The organism is Sutcliffiella halmapala, from assembly GCF_002019665.1.
GTDB lineage: Bacteria > Bacillota > Bacilli > Bacillales > Bacillaceae_I > Sutcliffiella_A > Sutcliffiella_A halmapala.
Genome location: NZ_KV917375.1, coordinates 134,699 through 156,658 on the forward strand (window position 1 = coordinate 134,699; position 21,960 = coordinate 156,658).

Here is a 21,960-nt window from a genome sequence, read left to right on the forward strand (position 1 = left end):
CTAAATGTGGATAGAAAATGTGGATATGTGGATAACTTTTGTGGATAAACTGTTTGCAAAGCGGGGATTACTGTGAATATCTCAATAATCACAATAGGAAAACTAAAAGAAAAGTACTTAAAGCAAGGAATCGACGAATATTTAAAAAGGCTCAGTGCATATGCCAAGATCGAAGTAATCGAGCTAGCCGATGAAAAAGCACCTGAACAACTTAGTGATGCGGAAATGGAACAAGTGAAGCAAAAAGAAGGCGAACGCATTCTTGCGAAAATTTCTGATGATACGCATGTTATTGCATTAGCTATTGAAGGCAAGCAGCGTTCTTCGGAAGAGTTAGCAAAAGAAATAGATAAGCTTGCTACGTATGGGAAAAGTAAAATTGCCTATGTAATAGGAGGATCGCTTGGATTGAGTAATGAGGTAATGAAGCGCTCGAATGATACCTTGTCCTTTTCGAAGATGACATTTCCCCATCAGCTGATGCGGTTGATTTTGTTGGAGCAGGTGTATCGGGCGTTTCGGATTAATCGGGGGGAACCGTATCATAAGTAAGTGAGGTTTTTGAATAATAAATTACAAGCCAAAGAGTCAGGAATTGTAATAGGCCACCTAATAAAGGTGGTCTTAATTACTTATTTAGCTTGATATTCTTCTAAATTTCAGTTCTATATTTTCCTCCTGAAGGATAATCAACCTGCCCAACTGAAAGGGCTTGGTAATTCCAAAGAATATTAGTAATATGTTGTGCCTGTTCTTTATTACATTGAATTAGAACTGTGACTTCATGGTTTGTACGCTTTTTTTGTGTTTTTACTTTTTTGACTAAATAATATGCGCTTAATCCTATACCAAATCCAATAAACGCACCAATAAGCCCCCAAATAATAGGCCCCCAAGTCAACACAAAACCACTTGATGCTCCAATAACTGAACAGCCAGTTGCCATGGAAATTCCTATTTCAAAAGCACGAGGACTATGCTCTCGAAAATTGTTTTTCTTTGGGTCGTTATCCATGAAAGTGACGAGAATATGCTCTCTTGGGATCGCACTTTTTTCTATTTCTGCTAATGCTTGCTCTAATTCGATTGATTGTTCAAATATGCCGATAATCAACATTGTACGAGCACCTCTTAGGAGAAAATTCGAATTTTACTGTTCTGGTAACGGGCTGAGAGATGCTGTCGCTGTTCGATCCGAAAAAGTTGATTATGTTCAACAGTTGTACGATAGGCATGATAAATGGATCCACCCATAACAGAAGGCATAAATAGCAACCAGTGTGGATGAAGCATAGAAATGGAATCATAGAGGCGGCCATGTAATAGACTTAAGAAAGATTCGTGCATTCTTGACAAGGATAGGTAGACCCACCACCAAAACATTGCATAGAAACCTAGACCAAACCGATGATTGTACAATTGACCTAAACCAGGAAAGAAAAAAGAGTATATCGCTCCTGTAATTGGACTTTTTTTCTCGAGATATTGTATTTCAGATGTGGAAATTTTTAAGCTAATGATGGGCTTATTGTCAGCTCTGGCTAAATGCCAAAGTTTATTTTGGTATAATGCTGACCGGAAACTATCCGCTATCGCAATTAAATAGATAGCAAGATACCCAAAAGCCCATTTAGGTTCCAATACTAATTTAGCTAGTTCAAACTTTCCGCAGAAGGAATAAATCATTGCTTCGTTTATACGAGCTAAAGTATTTATTACTACTTCAAATAATGTTAACAAAGTTGCTCTAATATATTGATTTAGTAAATAATGCCCAAAGCCTGGAAAAATAGCAGACCAACAAGCGACCATATAGGGATTTTGTTGTTTCAGATGTGTAATGCCAAACATATTAATATTTGCAAGTGGACGTCGAACGTGAATAGCCATATTAATACCTTCTTAATAGAGTTTTTCATCTTAGTTTGTTATCCAACATTATTTTTATACAAAGATTAACTAAAATAGGTTAAAGGTACCTATCAACAATCCAGTCGATTTAGGTTTTTCGTACTTCTTGTAAGGCAGTCGCAATCAGACAATAATCAATCGTACTAACTAATGCTAGATTATATACCCAGATAATGATGACAGGAGGAAGGTACTTTCGAATGAATATAAACAATAATAAAAATGTAGAAGATGATAAAATACTAAACCATTCATTCCAATCGAAAGTAACATGGATATCGTTTCGTTTTAGGGAATATCTAGAGGAAAGGAGATGAAAAAGCTGTGTATCATATATTATCATGTTTAATTTCAGGAGAAGCCTCGTCGATGCCAACAGATTGTTCAGGAAGTGATTGGCCGATGGCTGGGTGATGAACTGGACCAGACATCTCTGTCCTTTCTCGAAAAGGAAGCGCTTCGGCTAGCGATTCGAAAAGGAGAAGCCATAACCCCTATAGAAGTCGAGAAGTATTTGAAGCTAAGTGACAAGACGGTAAAAAAAGTAATATCTCAACTAGTCGATAAAAAGATGTTGATTCCCCCATCTGGGATCAAGAGGGTTCGCTCTTATCGGTTGAGAGATCAGATTAAGCGCCCGCTCTAATAAATAGACGGAAAAATTTCGCTTAATTAGTAAATAAAATAAAAAATAGCTTAAATAGACGGAGAGATTCCGCCTATCCATTCGAAAAACGTGAAAATGGGGGATTTTGCTTTGCATAATCGGAAAACCTCCTCTTATTTCCCCTGAAACAAGCTCCATTCTGCATATAACCGAAAAATCTCCGCTTATTTTACTTTCGCTAGTTACTTATTTAAGGATTAGAATTCTTATTGAAAAGAAGTGAGATGGATGGGTTTCATTCTTTTAATTATTCTCAAAAAAATCCAAGAGAACCGTATCATAAATTCTTTAAGTAGAATAGCATTTCTATTACAATTTATTTATAAGCACATATTCTTAAATGAACAAATAATGATATTCTTAATAGGTTGAATGGAATTACTTACAAAAAAATTGTAGATGGTGGCTTTAATGAAAATGGAATCTAGAAATGCATATATATATAATTCACACCAAAGATGTCTTAATAACAAAATGAATCCTTATAATTTTTCGGCTCCTAAAGCAAAATTGCCTAAAAGTGAGTTGGAACAAAAGAAGAAGATGCTTGATGATACCATTTCTGTAGCAAGAACATTTATGACGAAGTTAATAGCTGAATTAGATGGGATAGCTGTTTTAATCGTTATCACTGATCATGAAGGATATATTATAGAGTTGTACGGAGATGAAATGATTAAGGGGCAAATTGAATCATTAGGTTTATCGACCGGAATCAGATTAAAGGAAGAAGAGGCGGGAACGAATAGTATTGAAATGGCATTAAAAATGGGACAATCTGTCCAACTCATTGGGCCAGACCATTTTTTTCATTGTTTACATGAAAGTGCTTGTTTCTCTGTACCCTTTTATTCATTAGGTAAGATAAGCGGGACCATTTCGGTGATGATGGCCGCTCATCATGCAAGCTCTTTCCATTCAGGATTACTCCATTCTGCTGTAGATTCTATCGAACGAGAGGTTAGAGTAAAGCAGCAGAATAAGAAATTACTAGTCTTGAATCAAGTGCTAATGGAAAACAGTCGAAACGGGGTCATTTTGGCCAATGAGGACGGAAAAATAGTTGAAATAAATCCTTTTGCTGAGAAAGTATTATCTTGCAATAAAGAAGAAATATGTAATCGTCAAATTACTGAAGTAGCAGTTATCGGAGGATACATGGGAAATGTTTTGAGAGGTAGTAAAAAGTACGAAGATATAGAAATATCCATATCAAACAAAACGTATTTATTTGACTCATTTCCAATTTATAATGAATCCAACCAAATAAATGGAGTATTTGGCCAGTTTAGAGATATTACAGAAAGACTCGTTTTAGAAAGACAACTTATGCTAAGTGAGAAATTGTCAGCAATAGGAAAAATAAGTGCCGGACTTGCTCATGAGATTAGAAATCCACTTACCTCAATCATAGGTTTATTAGAAGTCTTTAAGGGAAATTTAAGAACAGATAATGACAAGCAAAAAGAATATTTTAGAATCATCTTCAGTGAATTAGAAAGAATAAAAAATCTTGTTCAGCAATTTGTGATGATGGCTAAACCTGATGCAAAAGAAGTCTCAAAATCTAGAGTGAGCATACATGAACTTATTGAAGATATTTTGACGTTAATGGAAAATGATTTTAGAAATAAAAACATAAAGCTTCATTATCAAGTTTTTTATAAAGATAAGATTAATGTAGATAAGGATAAAATCAAGCAAGTTTTTCTAAACATTCTACAAAACTCCTATGATGCCATCGATTTTGATGGCATCATATCCATTGATATCCATCAGAGTCAATCTGATAATGGGATTGAAATTACAATCCAAGATGATGGGTCTGGAATGGATAAAGATACTTTCGAAAAATTATCTACTCCTTTTCATTCAACGAAAAAAAACGGGTTAGGTCTAGGATTATCGATGAGCTATCATATTATTGAGTTGCATAAAGGAAGAATAAAAGTAAAAAGTGAGAAGGGGAAAGGGACAATCTTTACAATATGGTTGCCACAAACTTAAAAATTCAATAAATATGACTTTTTTTATTTTCCAAACATCATTTTTCAAACCCTGTTATTATATGGAAAGGAGTTAACTTTATCACTCCCCTCCTACTTTTTATTTAACAAAAGGGCAGTCATAAATAAAAATTAAATGTAAAGGGAATCCAACATTAAATGAAGGATTCCCTTTTACTATTTAGCGCCTATATTTTTCGATAAAGTACAATAATGAGGTTTTCCGTTTCGTGTTCAACTTCCTTTTAGAGATCGGCAAGAATGGTAAGTTTACGAGTCCAGGTGTCTATTTCAGGGTCCACATTCACTTTTCTATCTCTACGACAACCTCTAGAACTGGAATATAAGTAGTGTCTTTTTGCTTAGTTAAATAGATGATTGAATATCCTAAGAATCCTTCCTTCCATATGTTTCTACAGCTTATACATAATATTATAAATGAAAACCATTCTCATTGTTACTATAATTAGTTATAATGATGATTGTAAATAAGCTAGTTTCAAAGTTTGTAAGGAGAGGACTCGAATAGAATGAAGCGGATTTTATTTATAGAAGATGAGCGACATCTATCGCGGTTTGTCGAGATGGAACTGCGACGTGATGCGATAGATGTGGTTTTGGCATATGATGGGGCGACAGGGCTACATCTTGCACTTGCCGAAGAGTGGGATATTATCTTGCTAGATCTGATGCTACCGAAAATGGATGGGATGGAAGTATGTCGGCAAATTCGTACAGCTAAAAAAACGCCAGTCATTATGCTAACTGCCAGAGATAGCATTAAGGACCGTGTCGCTGGTCTTGATTGCGGTGCAGACGATTATATGCCCAAGCCATTTTCAATTGAAGAACTAAGGGCTCGGATGAGGGTTATTTTTAGAAGAGAAGCAACAGAATCGTCCCAAACCATTCTGACATTTCGAGATTTGTCCCTCAATTTTGATTTGAGAATTGTCAAAAGAGGGGACGAAGAGATTGGGTTAACTAAGCGAGAATTTGATCTGTTGGCAGCACTTATGGAGCATGCTAATCGCATTATGAGTAGAGAGATGCTTCTTGATATAGTTTGGGGCTTTGAAGCAGTAGTTGATACGAATGTTGTGGATGTTTATATTAGATATTTGCGTAATAAAATTGATGAACAGGGAAAAGCCAGCTATATCCAAACTGTACGTGGTATCGGTTATATGATGAAAGCATGATAACTTATACCATGAAGCGGAAATTGTCACGCATACCAATTAAATGGATGCTAACCTTATGGTCGGCTTTCCTCATTTTTGTACTATTTATAGCCTATAATGCGGTGCAATATATTTTTGTTGAGAACTGGATGATTGGCCAAGAGAAAAAGCAGGTGGAACAAAAAATGAATGACATCTTGAATGGGATGTTGGAAAGGGAGGCTGGATTTACCGAAGATGAGTTTCCAAAAATTCGCAGCTATTTAGATAAGCGAAATCAGAATGATCAGATGATTCGTATCATCGATCAACACGGGAATAAGATGATCACAGTATCAGAAGACATCCCTGAAGAGTGGGTTCAACCTGTACATAAAACGAAGACGGAAATTGTTATTGCTGAGGAAGACGGACGCACCCTACTTGTGATGAGGAGCCCGATTACAATCCATACATTTGATGGAACAATAGAGATCGTGAAAAATATGGATCAATTCCAAAAGATGACAGAAGCTTTATTTCGTGTATTCGTCCTTTCCGGAATTGGAGTTGTTGTCCTAAGTGGTTTTGGCGGTGGATTACTCGCATGGCAATTACTAAAGCCTCTTCAGTCAATGGCTAAGACGATGAAGAATGTCGAACGAAAAGGACTGCAAGAACGGATGATAGTCCCTGATAAAGAGGATGAAATCACCACCATAATGAGAATTTTTAACGGCATGATGGATCAAGTTGAGCTTTCTTTTTCTCGACAAAGCCAATTTGTAGAGGATGCTTCGCATGAATTACGGACACCCATAGCCATTATGGATGGACATATGTCCCTTTTACTTAGTTGGGGAAAGGATGATCCTGAAGCATTAGTAGAATCCTTAAACATTTCTTATTATGAGTTAACCCGACTAAAATCACTCGTTCAAGATCTCCTTACTCTCACAAAAATGGAGAAGGATTCGGATGAACCTGATGAGGTTACGTTAAGAGCAGATCGGACGATTCTCCATTTAATTGGACAATGTGAGCAACTTCATCCTCAATTTACGTTTGAAACGGCTTTTATAGGGTTTAAAGATCAGGAGGTATTAATTTCTGAGAGGCATTTGGAGCAACTAATGTTGATTTTGTTGGACAATGCAGTGAAGTATTCTACAATTGGCTCTCCTATACGTGTTACAGGTTCTTTACAAAAAGATAAAGCGGTTTTTGAGGTTACAGATTGGGGAATTGGCATTCCTGAAAAGGACTTGCCATATGTAATGGACCGTTTCTATCGGGTGGAAAAGACGCGTAGTCGAGAGTTGGGTGGAACTGGACTTGGATTAGCAATTGCCAAACGGCTAGTCGATCGCTACAAAGGCTGTATGACTATCCAAAGCAAGGAGGGAGAAGGGACTACAGTGACCATTTCATTTACAAGTCGTCTTCACATTAATAAGCGGGAGGTTGAATCTAATGAAACAGTGGATTAAGAGGGTCTTTCTGGTGGTGATTTCCTCAATCTTATTCCTAATGGTTTATTTATTCTACGAAATGAATCGTGGGGAGAGCTCTGAAGATAAGCAACAAGTTGTCAATGTGTTCACTGCAAGGCACTATCAGATAGACAACGAAATTTTTCGGGAATTTACAAAACAAACAGGCATTCAGGTTAATGAAGTTAAGGGAACAGCAGAAGAACTTGTAGAACGAATGAAGCGGGAAGGGAAAGGTTCGTCTGCAGATCTGTTTATTGCTGTTGACGGAGGTGCGCTTAATTTCGCAAAGCAAAGCGGTGTGCTTCAACCGATCACATCGGAAATTTTTCTACGGAATGTTCCTGAGGAGTGGCGAGACCCAGATAACTATTGGGCAGGTATTGCTACTCGTTCCAGAGTTATCGTGTATGCCAAAGATCGCGTCAACCCAGACCAACTTTCAACTTATGAAGACTTGACAAGTGAGCTGTGGAAAGGAAAGGTTCTTGTTCGTTCTGCCTCGAGCTTATACAATCAGTCTTTGTTAGCCTCATTTATAGAACTATACGGAGAGTCGGAAGCGGAGAAGTGGGCAGAGGGCATTGCTCGTAATCTTTCCCGCGATCCGGAAGGGGGAGATAGGGCACAAGCCAAGGCTATTGCAGCGAAGGTTGGGGATGTTGCAATTATGAATACATACTACATCGGTCAAATGTCGGCTTCACCTGATCCAGAGGAGCGAGAGATTGTGGAGAATCTCGGCGTTTTATTTCCAAATCAGCAGACGACAGGGGCTCATATGAACATTAGTGGGATTGGATTGGCTAAGCATACTCCAAATAAGGATAATGCACTTAAGCTGGCTGAATTTTTAACAAGTAGCGAGGGGCAAACCATGCTCACTCAAGGAAGTTACGAGTTTCCAGTGAATGGTGAAGCCAATATGCCTGAAATGTTGAAGAACTGGAAAAATTTCAAGCAACAGCCAGTTGATATTGCTAGTCTCGGTCGTTTTCACAAGCAGACGAAGGAAATTTTTGAAAGGGTTGGGTGGAAGTAGTAGTTCATTACGTTTTTCAAATAAATTTTATTTTCACATCATTTTCTCATTTTTTGCTGTTAAGATATTTTATAGGTAATAGAAATAATAATGATTCTCATTTTCAACACTCAATGCAAGTATTATTTTTTTGTTTATGATTGAGAATGAAAATTATTATCATATGAAATAACTGAGGAGGAAATGAAAAATGTTCAACAAATGCAGTTCATACTTATTAACTATTTCGCTTTTAATTATAGCGATTCTAGCAGGATGTAGCTCTGGAACTTCGACAACTAGTAATACTGAAGGTGCTAAACCGGAGAAAACCACAGAAACGGCTGAATCTAAACCTACTGAAACTGGCGGAGAGGTTAATATTTATACAGCTCGCCACTACGATGTAGATCAGGAACTGTACGATATGTTTACAGAGGAAACTGGTATTAAGGTAAATGTAGTGGAGGGGAAAGCGCCAGAATTAATTGAGCGCATGAAGCGTGAAGGCGAAAGTACGCCTGCAGACTTGTTCATTACTGTAGATGGCGGTATCTTGAATACAGCTAAAACAGAGGAAATCTTGCAACCAATTGTATCTGAAGTTGTGGACAAACAAGTTCCTACTGAACTGCGAGATAAGGAAAATCAATGGGTTGGGTTATCTACACGTGCTCGTGTAATCGTATACGCTAAGGATCGAGTAGACCCAAGCGAGCTTTCTACTTACGAAGACTTGGCTACAGATAAATGGAAAGGTAAGGTTGCAGTTAGGTCATCAACGAACCTGTACAACCAGTCACTACTTGCTTCGTTTATAGACATCATGGGTGAACAAGAGGCGGAAGTTTGGGCAGAAGCCCTTACTGCAAACCTAGCTCGCGAACCAGAGGGTGGCGATCGAGACCAAGCGAAAGCTATCGCATCAGGTGTAGGTGATGTTGCGCTCATGAATACTTACTATGTTGGGCAACTAGCAACTTCTGCTGAAGCCGAAGAAGTAAAGGTAGCAGAAGGAATTGGTGTGTTTTTCCCAAATCAACAAACGAGTGGCACCCATATCAATATCAGTGGAGCGGGACTCGTCAAGCATAGCCAAAACAAAGATAATGCTATCAAACTGCTGGAGTTTTTAACGGCGGCAAAAGCGCAAACGAAAATTTCACAGGCTAATTTCGAATACCCGGTGAACAGTGATGCGACGCTTCCGGAGTTGTTGGAAAGCTGGGGTACGTTCAAGAGCCAGAACATTGATTTTGCAAAATACGGTGAACTGAATCCGAAAGCCGTGGAAATTGCAAATAAGGTCGGCTGGAAATAGTAGATGAAAATCACTCTGCTTCCAAGGTCAACCAGGAGGCACATTAATGGATGGACAATAACAAGTGTAATTGGGGCAGCAGTTGTATTGCTGCCTATCTTTTATGTGCTTTCAGGTTTGTTCAGTTCTCCTACTGAAAATTGGGCTAATGTCAAACAGTTCTTACTAACCGATTATGTCTTAGGCTCGGCAAAACTAGTGCTTTTCACTGGTTTTTTTGCTGGATCGATCGGAGTAGTGCTTGCTTGGCTTGTTGTAGGTTATACCTTTCCGCTTCGAAACATTTACAAGTGGGCACTTGCCCTTCCGCTTGCCATTCCACCCTATATAGCAGCCTATACTTATAGTTCGATGACGGGATATACCGGCATTATTCAAGCGACACTGCGCAATAAGTTTGATATCGTGTTACCACCGGGTACCATCGAGGTCATGTCGGATCGCGGAGCCATTTTCGTTCTGACTTTATTTTTATTTCCGTACGTTTTCATGCTGACACGTGTTTTTCTAGAGCGTCAAAGTGCATCATTTATTGAAAATGCAAGGCTGCTGGGACATAAGCCTATCTCTGTATTTTTTAGAGTGGTCATTCCTCTTGCTAGACCTGCTATTATAGCTGGTTTCATGTTGGTTGTCTTCGAGGTATTAAGCGATTATGGGGTAGCAAATTATTTTGGTGTGCAGACGGTAACAACTGCCATCTTTCAGATCTGGTTTGGAATGTATGATGTGCAATCGGCTATGAAATTAGCAGCTTGGCTTATGCTCGGCGTTATGGGACTTTTTATACTTGAACGTCTGCTGCGACGAAGCCGGCGGTATGGGAGTACAACAAGAAGAAGCAATATACTTAAGCCACAGCCGCTGAAGGGGGTTGCAGCATGGGGAGCAACCTTTTTTTGTACGATCATTTTTGTGCTTGCTTTCCTTGCTCCAATCATACAATTGATTACGTGGTCAATTCAGCATGGTAGTAACGTATGGCATTCCAACTTTGCTGACTTGATCGTGAATACGTTAAAAGGAGCGGGGATAGGAACTGCAATAATTCTTTTGATCGCACTTTTTTCCTCTAGGGCAGCTCGAATGTTCGACTCTCCTTTTATGCAAGCTCTGACGCGTCTTTTATCGGCTGGATACTCCGTGCCAGGTTCGATTGTGGCGATTGGAGTGTTGGCTGTTTTTATTGCATTGGACGAATGGCTTTCCCCACTTTATAAATTGATGGGCAAAGCAGAAGGTGCTCTTGTGCTCAGTTTGTCTTTAGTGATGTTGATTACCGGCTATTTGATTCGTTTTATGGCTACGGGATATACAGCATTAGAAGCTGGGTACGAAAAAACGCCGCGAGCCTATTCAGAGGTATCTAGAACACTTGGAAGAAGTAGCTTCGTTACTTTCTTCCGGATAGAACTTCCACTAATAAAAGGATCGCTGCTTAGCGGGTTTGTCCTAACCTTTGTGGAAATCATCAAGGAGTTGCCGCTTACTTTGCTGCTTAGGCCTTTTAACTACAACACGTTAGCGACTCAGGCTTATCAATATGCAACGGACGAACGCATATTTGATGCCGCACTTCCATCATTGTTGCTAATACTGATTGGACTAGTTTCTGTATTATTCATACTAAAACCTGAAAGGATATGAGCCTATGTCTTATGTAGTAGTAGATCAATTAACCTTCCGTTTCGCCGGAGGACAGCCAGCAGTGATTGATAAGCTATCATTTACGATATCACGAGGCGAGATTATCGGAGTTCTAGGAGAAAGTGGAAGTGGGAAAAGCACGCTTCTCAGGCTTATAGCAGGACTTGAAATGCCAGAAACCGGAAGCATTGCTATCAATGGCAGCATTTTGGTTGATGATCGCACCTTCATAGAGCCTGAAAAACGAGGTGTTGGTATGGTTTTTCAGGACTATGCTTTATTCCCGAACATGACTATCGCAGATAATATCGTCTTCGGGCTCCATAAATACAAGAAATCTGTGCGTCGCATACGTCTGGAGCAGATGCTGGATCTTGTGCAAATGAGTGAATATGTAAAACGCTATCCACATGAACTAAGCGGCGGACAACAACAACGAGTGGCACTGGCTAGGGCTCTTGCCCCGGAGCCATCTGTGCTTCTAATGGATGAACCATTTAGCAGCTTGGATGCTCACTTGAAAGCGACAATCCGTAGTGAACTTAGACAGATTTTGCAGAAAGCGAATATTACTTGCCTGCTCGTTTCCCATGATCCAGCGGATATTAAGGCGATATGTGATCGTGTCATACATATTAAGGATGATGCGAAGGAAAATTCTATAAAAATGCTAAGTTAAGGTAGGATCTGATCGTTATGTTGAGATTGCAAGCAAGAAACAAAAGCTTATAAAATTCGTGGTAAAGAGCTGGTATTATATCAGCTTTTTTGCTTTTTCCAACCTAAAATAGCAGAAGCAAAAACCTCTTCTCCAAATATTTTCCCTTCCATTAAGCCTTCTAATCTACCTGATCGATTCCGTCTGAAGCGTCCTTTTCTCGATTTTTAATGAAGTTTGAACATTCTCCTATTTTGATTCAGTGTTTCATAAATGGCATTCATTACAAATAATTCTTGTGTGTTCAAATGGGTAATTTGTCGTATAATGTCTATAGTTGTACACCTTCAGTCTTTTTTTGGGTCTATTGTTCTGCTACCATTACACTAGGTTTTTGGGTACTTACTTTTTATGCCTCCAATTAATGAGAATAAATTAATTTTACATACTTTCCCTATTGCACGGGGATGGAGTGAGTGAAATATGTTTTTTCAGTATGATAGTTTAATAGATTAATGAAGAGGATAATAAGCCAAAATTTGAAAAGGGTTGGTTTACAGATGATTCTGAAGTTTAATTACACAGTTATGGGAGGATCTATGTGAAAGTATTGATTCGAATTCTAGCCGTTGCTCTCATAATTATAGTATGCAGTCTTTTTCCCAAGCTTGGGTTTGCCGAAGAGAATGGTCCTCGGGAAGCGAGTGTCGGTCTTTATTTGCTGAATATGGGAAAGTTGGATACGATGAGTGGCACGTTTGATGTTGATTTTTACATTACCATTAAAGACAGTCAGCCAATTAAAGATGATAGCTTTGAATTAATGAACGGCAGAATTTTGCGGTTTGACTTAAATGATGAGTATGTAGAAGATGATGGGACGTATGTGAAAATTTATCGCATCATTGCAGCTCTAACAACAAAAATTGATCTTAAAAATTTTCCATTTGATAAACAAAAATTAGGTATCATGATTGAAAGTACCATTGAGAATACGGAAGATCTTATTTATGTGCCGATCGAGAATGAGACAGGAATGGATGAGTATAATCGGTTCCCAGGATGGAAAATACTTGGGTGGGATACGGAAGTTAATAATCATCATTATGATGTGTTTGACGAAAGTTATTCCCAGTATGTTTTCAATGTAAGTATTTCAAAGATGTGGTTTAACTCCTTTATGAAAACGTTTCTTCCTGTTTTATTTACCGTTTTAATAACATTAGTTATTTTTATCATTGCTCCTGATAAGGTGACGACACGATTGGAAATAATTTGTTCACTTTTGATTGCAATTGCGATGTTTCACATTTCTATTTTCAGCCAACTTCCACCGGTCAGCTATTTGACCGTTGCGGACAAGTTTATGTTTTTAACATACTTTTTTCTATTAATATGTATTTGTGTCAATGTGTATATTTATAAATTGAATAGTAACAAAGAAAACAAGAACGTTATCGCCATTGATAAAAAAATAAGATATGCGCTGTTTGGTCTAGTTCCTCTCACTTATCTATTGTTTTTTGTATTTTTCATCGAGTAGACCAAAACGTTACCAAATGAGGGGTTCTAGTGAAATTTATTATAAGAACGGTTTTATGTGTTTTATTTATGTTTATCTTCCCTTCTATTGTACTTGCAGTGGACCAACAAGAAAGTCCGCGAGAAGTCGGAGTTGGGATATACATTATTAACTATAGTGATGTAGATATTACACAAGGTTACTTTACCGCAGACTTTTATTTAACGCTGAAGGATAAACTACCGATTGAAGATGATAGCTTTGAATTAATGAATGCAGCTGCAATGAGATATGGAGCGCAAAAACAAATTACGTTGATTGAAGATTATCAAGATGATGAGGGAATGTACGTTAAAATTTATCGAATCGTTTCTATTTTTCGATTCACAATGGACCTTACCAAATATCCCTTTGATAGCCAACAGCTTGAAATTCAATTGGAAAGTAAAAAAGAGCCGATTGAGCAAATGATATATGTTCCATTAAAAGAAGAGATAGGAATTGATTCTGATATAAATTTGACAGGCTGGTTAATTCAAGAATGGATGTCTAATGTATTCGTTCATGATTATCCTGTTTTTAATGAACAGTATTCTCAATTTTCACTGACGACTGTTGTTCATAAAAACATGATTAATGCTTTTGTGCGAACGTTTAGCTCTGTCATGTTTATCATTATAGTTTGTTTAGCTAGTTTTTTTCTTGGACCCGAAAAGCTGCATATTCGCTCCAAAATAACGAACGTTGCCCTGATTGTGACTGGAATGTTTTCAAAAAAACTGACAGATCGTATTCCGACTACAGGCTATTTGACTTTTGTAGATAAATATATCCTACTCACTTGTTTTATTTTAATCATTTATATATTTGTGAATGTTTATGTCATGCATTTGCAAAATATCAAAAATCATCAGCGAATTGCTTTAATGCAGGTATATAGCTTACCAGTTCTGTTGATTGTGACCTTGCTTTTATATGCCGGATTATTTTTCTGGTTTTTGTAGCAAATTTTGAGTTGTGAAACTGGCAGAAATGAACGAGGTATCATAAAAAGAATATCAAACCAAAATTCTCAAAAAAAACTTGGCTAATAGAAAGTTGGCCAGGTTTTTTTGAATTCTATTTTCATTTGGAAGGGCATAAAAAAAGAAATAGAAGAGAGACCCTTCTATTTCGCAAACGGAACATTCAATAACTCAGGAACAGTGACAAACTCGTAGCCTTGTTCTTGTAGTGTTGGAATAATTTGGTGGAGTGATTCGATGGTATTTGTACGATCTCCATCCCAATCCGCACCGTCATGCATGAGAATGATCGCTCCTGGATGAACGATGTCTAACACATTTGAAGCGATAACTTCTGGTGGGTCTTCCTGCCAATCCAAAGAATCTACCGACCAGCCAATTACTAAATATTGCATCTCTGCAAGCTTTTCGACTAATTCATTGTATAAGAAACCATATGGGGGTCTGAATAAATGTGTCCGGTAACCAATAATGTCATAAAGAGCATCTTCCGTTCTAGTGACTTCCCGCTCAAGCGTATTGAGGTCAGATTCATCTACCAGGTTAGGGTGGAAGTATGTATGGTTTCCAATCACATGCCCTTCATTTTGAATCCGCGTGACAATTTCAGGATAAGCAACAGCTCTTGAACCTAATAAGAAAAACGTTGCCGGTACATTGTATTCGTTTAATACATCTAATACGTCATTTGTAAAACGTTGGTCTGGACCATCATCAAAAGTTAAAGCAACTCGTTTTTGATCTGTCGAACCTTGTAGGAAAAATACATCTGGATACCGTTGCTGTAAGAGTCTCATATCAACAGGCTGCTGCCGTGATCGCTCTGGATTTTCTGGTCCTCCTCTAAGTTCAGGAAAACCTTTCTTAGGATTATCCCGTTTGTCCTTTTTCCACCATTGCTGCGAGACATCACCTAAGGAAGCATCATTCGCAGAAACAGCCACGATATCTGTCATTTGAAAGCAAAACAAAAGTCCAACCACCAGCGTCCACTTGACTATTCGCCCTTTCATCTATTCATCTCCTTTTTATTTAAAACACATTGTTATTTTTGATAAAAAAGGATAGTTTATTCAAAAAGAAAGAAAATAACCTTCCTTTTTTCCTATACGATTTATGAGGATCTAAGTTCTGAAAAGTAAAGAATTGCTTTCATAATGATTTCACACAAGAGTGACTGAGTGACGTGATCTTTTGCCTCTGTTATGATTCATGTGAGAAAGGGAATAATTACATGTGAAGATTGAAACGTATAAAACAATAGAATTAGAGTAGGTGAAAAGGTTTGACTATGTTAATTATTGCAATCATTTTATTATTCATCGCCTCCAGTTATTTTTCAGGTAGTGAAACAGCGTTGACGGCAACAAATGAGATGAAGCTGCAACTGAAAGCAGCTAATGGGGATAAAAAGGCAGCACGCTTACTCAAGTTAGTTAACAACACGGATGATTTCATTCCAGGTATTTTAATTGCAAACAATGTGCCTAATATTGTGCTTCCTTCATTAGTGACGATTATTGCCCTTGAATATGGTTGGCATATTGGTATCACTACAGCTGTGTTAACGGTTTTAATTATTGTTTTTGCGGAAGTGATGCCTAAGTCGATTGCAGCGGCATTTCCTGAAAGAATTGCTCATCTCGTTTATTATCCAACAGTGATTATTCTCATTATCTTGAAGCCATTCATCTATTTATTAAATCTGTTGACGAGAACAGTTATTAAACTTTTAGGACAAGACCCAGATAATCAAATAACGATTTCTAAGGCAGAGATGAGAGCAATGGTGGATATTGCACATACAGAGGGGACGTTTAAAAATGATGAGATGTACCGCTTAAAGTCGGTCTTAGATTTCAAAAATTTAAATGTAGCTGACGTGTTAAAAACACATCGTGTAGAGATGAAAGCAATCTCGATTGATACGCCTTTTGAGGAAGCACGTGAGTTTTTATTAGCGAATCAGTTCACACGCTACCCTATTTATGATGGGGACGTGGACCATATTGTTGGAGTTTTTCATTCGAAATTTATGTTAACATGGGCAGTTAACCAGGAGAGAAGTATTCAAGACTATGCAGACTTGGACCCATTGTATTTCTACGAATTTAATCCAATTGATGTAGTATTTAAAGAAATGATGAAAGAAAAGAAACATATTGCAATTGTTTTAGATGAACATGGGGGAACAGAAGGCTTAATTACCCATGAGGATTTAATAGAAACAATGATTGGGCAAGATATTGAGGATGAGACAGATATAGGTGATTCATTAATCCACAGTCAGACAGAGACACAAATTATTTGTGATGCAAAGCTGTCATTACATCGATTAAATAATGTCTTTCAAACGGACATTCCAGATGAAGCCGATAATTTGGCAGCGTTTATCATCAACCTGCTAAGTTACTTACCAAAAGCCGGTGAGACGTTTACCTATGAAAACCTAGAATTTAAAGTGCTTGAAATAAATGAAAGAAGAGTCAATCGTGTTGAAATTAATAAGAGGAAGAATTGAATATACAAAAGGGGCTACTCATACAGAATGAGTAGCCCCTTTTAGTGAAGGACAGTAGGAATGTGGTTTATCCACCTATACGAATTTCCACCGTTGTACCGATAGCAACTTTACTAGACAATATAACTCTTCCTCCATGAGCTTCGATGATATCCCTTGAAATTGCCATGCCAAGGCCTGTACCTCGAATGTTATCGGTATTTGTACCCCTGTAGTAGCGTTCGAAGATTTGTTCTAGGTCGTGTGCTGCAATACCTTTTCCATTATCCTCAATTAATATGCTATCTAATGTGACCCGAATAGTTACAGCAATGTTCGCATCATTATGAATGAGCGCATTGTAAACAAAATTTAAAATGGCGCGTTTCATCAGGTGGCGGTCGATATTCCACTTTAAATTCTGGGAAGCACTAATAAAGGAGATTTCATATTTGCCAAATTGAGGATCATTTAATAAGTCAATTACAATTTCTCGTACAAAGCTTTCTAATCGTGTTTCCTGCAATTTTAAGGGCATTTCCTGATTACGTAAGCGGATGGTTAAATTAAAATCATCAAGCAAGTCCTTCATATAAATGGATTGCCGTTCGATGACTTCGGCGTATTCTAAGCGCTCCATTTGTGATACGTCTTGGTCGCATAATAATTCTGCATATCCTTGAATTGAAGCTAGTGGTGTTTTTAAATCATGAGATACATTGCTAATCCATTCGTCCCGCATTTTCTCAAGCTTTAATCGGTCCTTTTCATGTTCCTGCAGTGTTTGGGAGACATCATTTAAATTGGCAAAAACAGGCTTGTAAATGCCTGGTCTTTTCGTTTCCTGTACAGTGAAATTTCGTGTTTTGAGCTGTGTGATTCGGTCAATCAAATTGGAAACTGGTCTTGTCAAGACGGTGCTAAAAAGTAAACCAACAAGCATCGCAATGAGTAAATCAACGATAATGATTGCGAATAAAGACTTGGTTATGTAAGAAAAAATCGATTCGGCATTCAACATGAATACTACACGTTCTTCTTTGGAATCAGGAACGCCGATTAAATAGCTATATGGCTCAAACTCCCCAACAAAATAGGTTACAAACTGATCATCCATATATTTATATTTGTGAACGAGTTCAATTGGACTATAGTGGGTCGACGCATCATTTGGTGCAAGGGCAGATGAAACAACCTGTCCGTTGCTATCTAAAATTTGGATCCACGCACCGAATGATTGTAGTGCTTTAATGCCTTCAGTTGAGACGGAAGGCAGTTCGTTTTCAATTGTTAAATACTTGTGGAAATGGCGGGTAAAGCTCTCACCTGAGTCACTTGATACCTCATCGATTCCACGTGTCTGCTGGTAAAATAGCATGCCAATAAGTATGAAAGTATTGATAAAAATGACAATGAAGACAATGATGAGCACCGATATTAAGTAGCGGGCTGTTAATTTCCATTTCAAATGAATCACCTACCTCGTTATAAATCGATAGCCGAGCCCTTTGACTGTTGTGATAAAGGTTGGTTTGGAAGGGGTATCCTCAATCTTTTCTCGGAGCCGTCTGATATGAACCATTAAAGTATTATCTGCACCATAAAAATCCTCCCCCCAAACCCTCTCAAATAGTGTTTCCTTACTTAAAATACGGTTTGGGTTGCGCATGAAGCACGCCATTAAGCCAACTTCTTTTGCTGTTAGTTCGAGGATCTCCCCATTCTTCATGACTTCGGTTTCTTCATCATTCATTGAAAATGGACCGACTGCTATCGTTTTGGAGGCAATTGTTTGGACAGGTATTTCCATCGTGTAATAGCCAGCGCGCCTAAGTTGGGCTTTAACACGAAAGGCCAATTCTTTTGGGCTGAATGGTTTCGTAATATAGTCGTCACCCCCGATTGCCAATCCTAAGATTTTATCAATCTCATCCGATTTGGCTGATAAAAACATCACAGGAACACGTGATACCTCACGAATCTTCTTGCATAAATCGTAACCCTCGCCATCTGGAAGCATCACATCTAAAATAACGATATTTGGTGAAAATGCTTCAAATTTATCCCATCCTTCCTTTATAGAACCCGCTATCTCTATCTCAGAAAATCCTTCCTTCGTGAGTGCTGTTTTTATTAAATAGCATAAGTCGCTCTCATCATCGACGATTAAAATACATGGCTTGTCCATCTTTCACACATCTTTCCTTTCTCATCTAAGTAGTAGTAGTGCCGCATGTAAATGCACGTTTCTATCAGTATAAAGCAATTGGTAAGAAGTGTTGAACCAAAAATGTCTTTTTAGTATGTCCTCATGTAATAATATTTCGCATTTAAGGATTTTGTAAGATAGGCGTGATTTTGGCGTAAGGTTTGCCCGTTATAGTAAGGACATAAGAAAGAGGTGCTTATGGATGGAACCATTATTAGTTGTAAGAGACGTAGAAAAAATATATGGAAAAGGCTCGAATACGTTTAAGGCGCTCGAACATATTTCATTTGACATTGATCATGGAGAATTTGTTGGTGTCATGGGACCCTCGGGGGCAGGGAAATCGACCTTGTTAAATGTCCTGGCAACCATAGATTCACCGACGAAAGGTGATATTTTAATTGGAAATGATAATATTGCGAAAATGAAGGAGGAGTCACTTTCGGATTTCCGTCGTGATCATCTCGGCTTTATTTTCCAAGACTATAATTTGCTGGATTCATTAACTGTACGTGAAAATATATTATTGCCATTAGCGATAGCGAAAAAGCCTGCAGCTGAAATTAAGGAACAAGTAGAAACTATCGCCCGAACATTTGGTATTTCACCATTGTTAGATAAATATCCATACCAGATATCCGGTGGTCAAAAGCAGCGCACTGCCGCAAGCCGGGCGTTAATTTCAAATCCAAAACTTATTTTTGCGGATGAGCCTACTGGTGCATTAGATTCGAAATCAGCAACTGATTTGCTGGAAAGCCTAAGTAAGTTAAATGAAGAGCATGAAACAACCATCATGATGGTTACGCACGATGCATACGCTGCGAGTTTCTGCCGTCGGATTTTATTTATTAAAGATGGTCAATTATCAAAGGAAATATTCCGCGCAACTAAATCACGCAAGGAATTTTTCAAAATGATTTTAGATGAACTGGCACAAATAGGCGGTGACGTGCATGACGTTATTTGATTTAGCACTGAAAAACATTCGCCGTAACTTAAAAAGCTATTCACTCTATATCGGTACGACGATTTTTTCAATCGTTATTTATTTCACATTTGTGACGTTGAAATATAGTGAGGATATTAGTGCGCTAGCAGAAGCATCAAAACAAATCAGTGGCATAATGAGTGCTTCTTCCTTTGTATTAATGATTTTCGTGGCGATTTTTATTACCTACTCTAATTCATTCTTTATGAAAAAGAGAAAAAAAGAAGTCGCGCTTTATTCTTTGTTAGGTGTTCGCAAACGTTCTATTGGCTTTCTGCTATTTTTTGAAAATATGGTAATCGGATTATTTTCACTAATTGTTGGAGTAGGCCTTGGTTTTTTGTTATCACGAGTTTTATTGACGATTTTAGTGAAATTAATGGGCCTGGACGTTGTTATAGGATTCGCATTTTCAATGGATGCTGTGATCAATACTTTCATGGTTTTCTTTATCATTTTCCTATTCACATCGCTGCAAGGATATCGAGTTATTTATCGGTTCAAGTTAATCGATTTATTCCATGCTGAGAAAAAAGGCGAGGGATTGCCAAGGGCACGTATGATTACCGCCATTTTAGGTGTGACAACTTTAGTAGGTGCCTACTGGCTAGCTTTACAAGACTTATTGACATCAGAAATCTGGCGCATGCTTGGTTTGGCTACGCCGATAGTGATTATTGCACTAACCGTTATTGGCTCAGCATTATTATTCCATAGTGTCCTTGTATACGTTTTATCAGTGATGAAAAAGAAGCAGTTTTGGGCTTGGAAAGGGCTTAACCTACTGACTGCTTCCCAGCTGTTATACCGTATTCGTGGCAATGCTAAAACGCTGACAATCATCGCTATTTTGAGTGCAACAACGATTACAGCAGGTGGTGCTGTATTTGGAGTTTATTATAATGCTGAAAAAAATGTACAAGCATATGCCCCTCACACTTTTATGTGGGAAGGCGCTCCGCAAGACATTAACCCGGATATGATAGAACACGAAGAATCAATAACGAGTAAGATGCTGCGTATTACAGAAGACACTCATGAAATGGAATATGCAGTCATTAACCAATCAACATTTGAGAAACTGGCGAAAAAACTGGAATGGTCGGATATACAAGCTATCAAAGACGGTGAAGTATTGATAATGGATACATTTTATGATGAGCGTTGGTCACAGAAAAAGGAATCTGTAACGATTGCAGATGTTGAATATGAGGTGACGAAATTATATGACAAATCCGTATTTAATACGTTCACACTTGGTGCAAGTGCCATAGTCGTAACGGATGACTTATATAGCAAAATCACAGCAGATGAAAAAATGTATCAAGCTGTTCAAGTAAAAGATTACAAAAATCAACTGGCCTTATCAGAGGAATTAGCGGCTTCAACTTCAATAGACAATTTCTCAAGTGCTACGAAAGACTATAAGGATTCTATCGAGGCTTACGGTTCACTGCTATTTGTCGGAAGCTTTTTAGGGTTAGTCTTTCTAGTGGCAACGGGGAGCATCATCTTCTTCAAAATGATGACAGAAGCAGAGGAAGATAAAGCAAAATATACCGTGCTTCGTAAGATTGGTGTTTCCAAACGAGAAATGAAGCGAACGGTCCGAAATCAAGTTGCAGTAATTTTTACAGCACCACTCGTTTTAGGACTTTTTCACGGAACAGTTGCATTAACAGCTTTCTCTAATTTATTTATGATGGACTTTCTAATTCCAGTCATTCTTTGGATGCTGGCCTATACCGTCATTTACACGATTTATTATTTCATCACAGTACGAAGCTTTAACAAAACAATTAATCAAGATTATCTGGAGGGGTAAA

General features: G+C 38.0%; 18 protein-coding genes. 13 read left to right on the forward strand and 5 right to left on the reverse strand.

What is annotated here, in order from left to right; translation table 11 throughout:
* Window positions 1-72 precede the first annotated feature (72 nt).
* On the forward strand, window positions 73-552 hold the full coding sequence (rlmH, locus tag BK580_RS00665; protein WP_078378468.1) for a 23S rRNA (pseudouridine(1915)-N(3))-methyltransferase RlmH: 480 nt from the start codon (window positions 73-75) through the stop codon (window positions 550-552).
* Window positions 553-652: 100 nt separating this feature from the next.
* On the opposite strand, the gene BK580_RS00670 is transcribed toward rlmH, so the two are convergent.
* Both BK580_RS00670 and BK580_RS00675 read right to left on the reverse strand, forming a co-directional pair.
* Window positions 653-1,117 (reverse strand): hypothetical protein, encoded by a 465-nt coding sequence (locus BK580_RS00670; RefSeq protein WP_078378469.1) that lies wholly within the window; start codon window positions 1,115-1,117, stop codon window positions 653-655.
* A gap of 14 nt (window positions 1,118-1,131) precedes the next feature.
* Window positions 1,132-1,890, reverse strand: coding sequence for a DUF5683 domain-containing protein (locus BK580_RS00675; RefSeq protein ID WP_078378470.1), 759 nt, complete (start codon window positions 1,888-1,890; stop codon window positions 1,132-1,134).
* Window positions 1,891-2,989: 1,099 nt separating this feature from the next.
* Here BK580_RS00675 and BK580_RS00685 point away from each other — a divergent pair.
* From BK580_RS00685 to BK580_RS00725, 9 genes are all read left to right on the forward strand, one after another.
* The gene (locus tag BK580_RS00685; protein ID WP_235863971.1) at window positions 2,990-4,585 is read left to right on the forward strand and encodes an ATP-binding protein; all 1,596 of its coding nucleotides are present in this window, start codon (window positions 2,990-2,992) and stop codon (window positions 4,583-4,585) included.
* Between the two features lie 529 nt (window positions 4,586-5,114).
* Window positions 5,115-5,786, forward strand: coding sequence for a response regulator transcription factor (locus BK580_RS00690; RefSeq protein WP_078378471.1), 672 nt, complete (start codon window positions 5,115-5,117; stop codon window positions 5,784-5,786).
* A complete protein-coding gene (locus BK580_RS00695) occupies window positions 5,783-7,237 on the forward strand; it encodes a HAMP domain-containing sensor histidine kinase (RefSeq protein WP_235863972.1) in 1,455 nt (484 codons plus the stop codon). The genes BK580_RS00690 and BK580_RS00695 overlap by 4 nt, the downstream gene beginning before the upstream one ends.
* A gap of 13 nt (window positions 7,238-7,250) precedes the next feature.
* A complete protein-coding gene (locus BK580_RS00700; protein ID WP_235863973.1) occupies window positions 7,251-8,282 on the forward strand; it encodes an extracellular solute-binding protein in 1,032 nt (343 codons plus the stop codon).
* Window positions 8,283-8,472: 190 nt separating this feature from the next.
* Entirely contained in the window at window positions 8,473-9,582 is a 1,110-nt protein-coding gene (locus tag BK580_RS00705) for a Fe(3+) ABC transporter substrate-binding protein (RefSeq protein WP_078378473.1), read from the forward strand.
* 87 nt (window positions 9,583-9,669) lie between these two features.
* Window positions 9,670-11,229: an ABC transporter permease gene (locus tag BK580_RS00710; protein WP_328589033.1), complete on the forward strand. Its 1,560-nt coding sequence runs from the start codon at window positions 9,670-9,672 to the stop codon at window positions 11,227-11,229.
* A 4-nt stretch (window positions 11,230-11,233) separates the two neighbouring features.
* A complete protein-coding gene (locus BK580_RS00715; protein ID WP_078378475.1) occupies window positions 11,234-11,908 on the forward strand; it encodes an ABC transporter ATP-binding protein in 675 nt (224 codons plus the stop codon).
* A 580-nt stretch (window positions 11,909-12,488) separates the two neighbouring features.
* Window positions 12,489-13,430, forward strand: a complete 942-nt coding sequence (locus tag BK580_RS00720) for a ligand-gated ion channel (RefSeq protein ID WP_078378476.1) — start codon at window positions 12,489-12,491, stop codon at window positions 13,428-13,430.
* A 29-nt stretch (window positions 13,431-13,459) separates the two neighbouring features.
* Window positions 13,460-14,413, forward strand: coding sequence for a hypothetical protein (locus BK580_RS00725; RefSeq protein WP_078378477.1), 954 nt, complete (start codon window positions 13,460-13,462; stop codon window positions 14,411-14,413).
* A gap of 164 nt (window positions 14,414-14,577) precedes the next feature.
* On the opposite strand, the gene BK580_RS00730 is transcribed toward BK580_RS00725, so the two are convergent.
* Entirely contained in the window at window positions 14,578-15,447 is an 870-nt protein-coding gene (locus BK580_RS00730; protein WP_078378478.1) for a polysaccharide deacetylase family protein, read from the reverse strand.
* Between the two features lie 278 nt (window positions 15,448-15,725).
* Here BK580_RS00730 and BK580_RS00735 point away from each other — a divergent pair, with 278 nt between their 5' ends.
* On the forward strand, window positions 15,726-16,955 hold the full coding sequence (locus BK580_RS00735; RefSeq protein WP_078378479.1) for a hemolysin family protein: 1,230 nt from the start codon (window positions 15,726-15,728) through the stop codon (window positions 16,953-16,955).
* 67 nt (window positions 16,956-17,022) lie between these two features.
* Here the strand turns inward: BK580_RS00735 and BK580_RS00740 are convergent, their stop codons facing one another.
* Window positions 17,023-18,402: a sensor histidine kinase gene (locus BK580_RS00740; protein WP_078378480.1), complete on the reverse strand. Its 1,380-nt coding sequence runs from the start codon at window positions 18,400-18,402 to the stop codon at window positions 17,023-17,025.
* A gap of 9 nt (window positions 18,403-18,411) precedes the next feature.
* The gene (locus BK580_RS00745) at window positions 18,412-19,122 is read right to left on the reverse strand and encodes a response regulator transcription factor (RefSeq protein WP_078378481.1); all 711 of its coding nucleotides are present in this window, start codon (window positions 19,120-19,122) and stop codon (window positions 18,412-18,414) included.
* A 223-nt stretch (window positions 19,123-19,345) separates the two neighbouring features.
* Between BK580_RS00745 and BK580_RS00750 the strand changes: the two genes are divergently transcribed.
* Both BK580_RS00750 and BK580_RS00755 read left to right on the forward strand, forming a co-directional pair.
* Complete coding sequence (locus BK580_RS00750; RefSeq protein WP_078378482.1) at window positions 19,346-20,113, forward strand: ABC transporter ATP-binding protein; 768 nt, start codon at window positions 19,346-19,348, stop codon at window positions 20,111-20,113.
* Window positions 20,100-21,959 (forward strand): FtsX-like permease family protein, encoded by a 1,860-nt coding sequence (locus BK580_RS00755; protein WP_078378483.1) that lies wholly within the window; start codon window positions 20,100-20,102, stop codon window positions 21,957-21,959. The genes BK580_RS00750 and BK580_RS00755 overlap by 14 nt, the downstream gene beginning before the upstream one ends.
* Window position 21,960 lies beyond the last annotated feature (1 nt).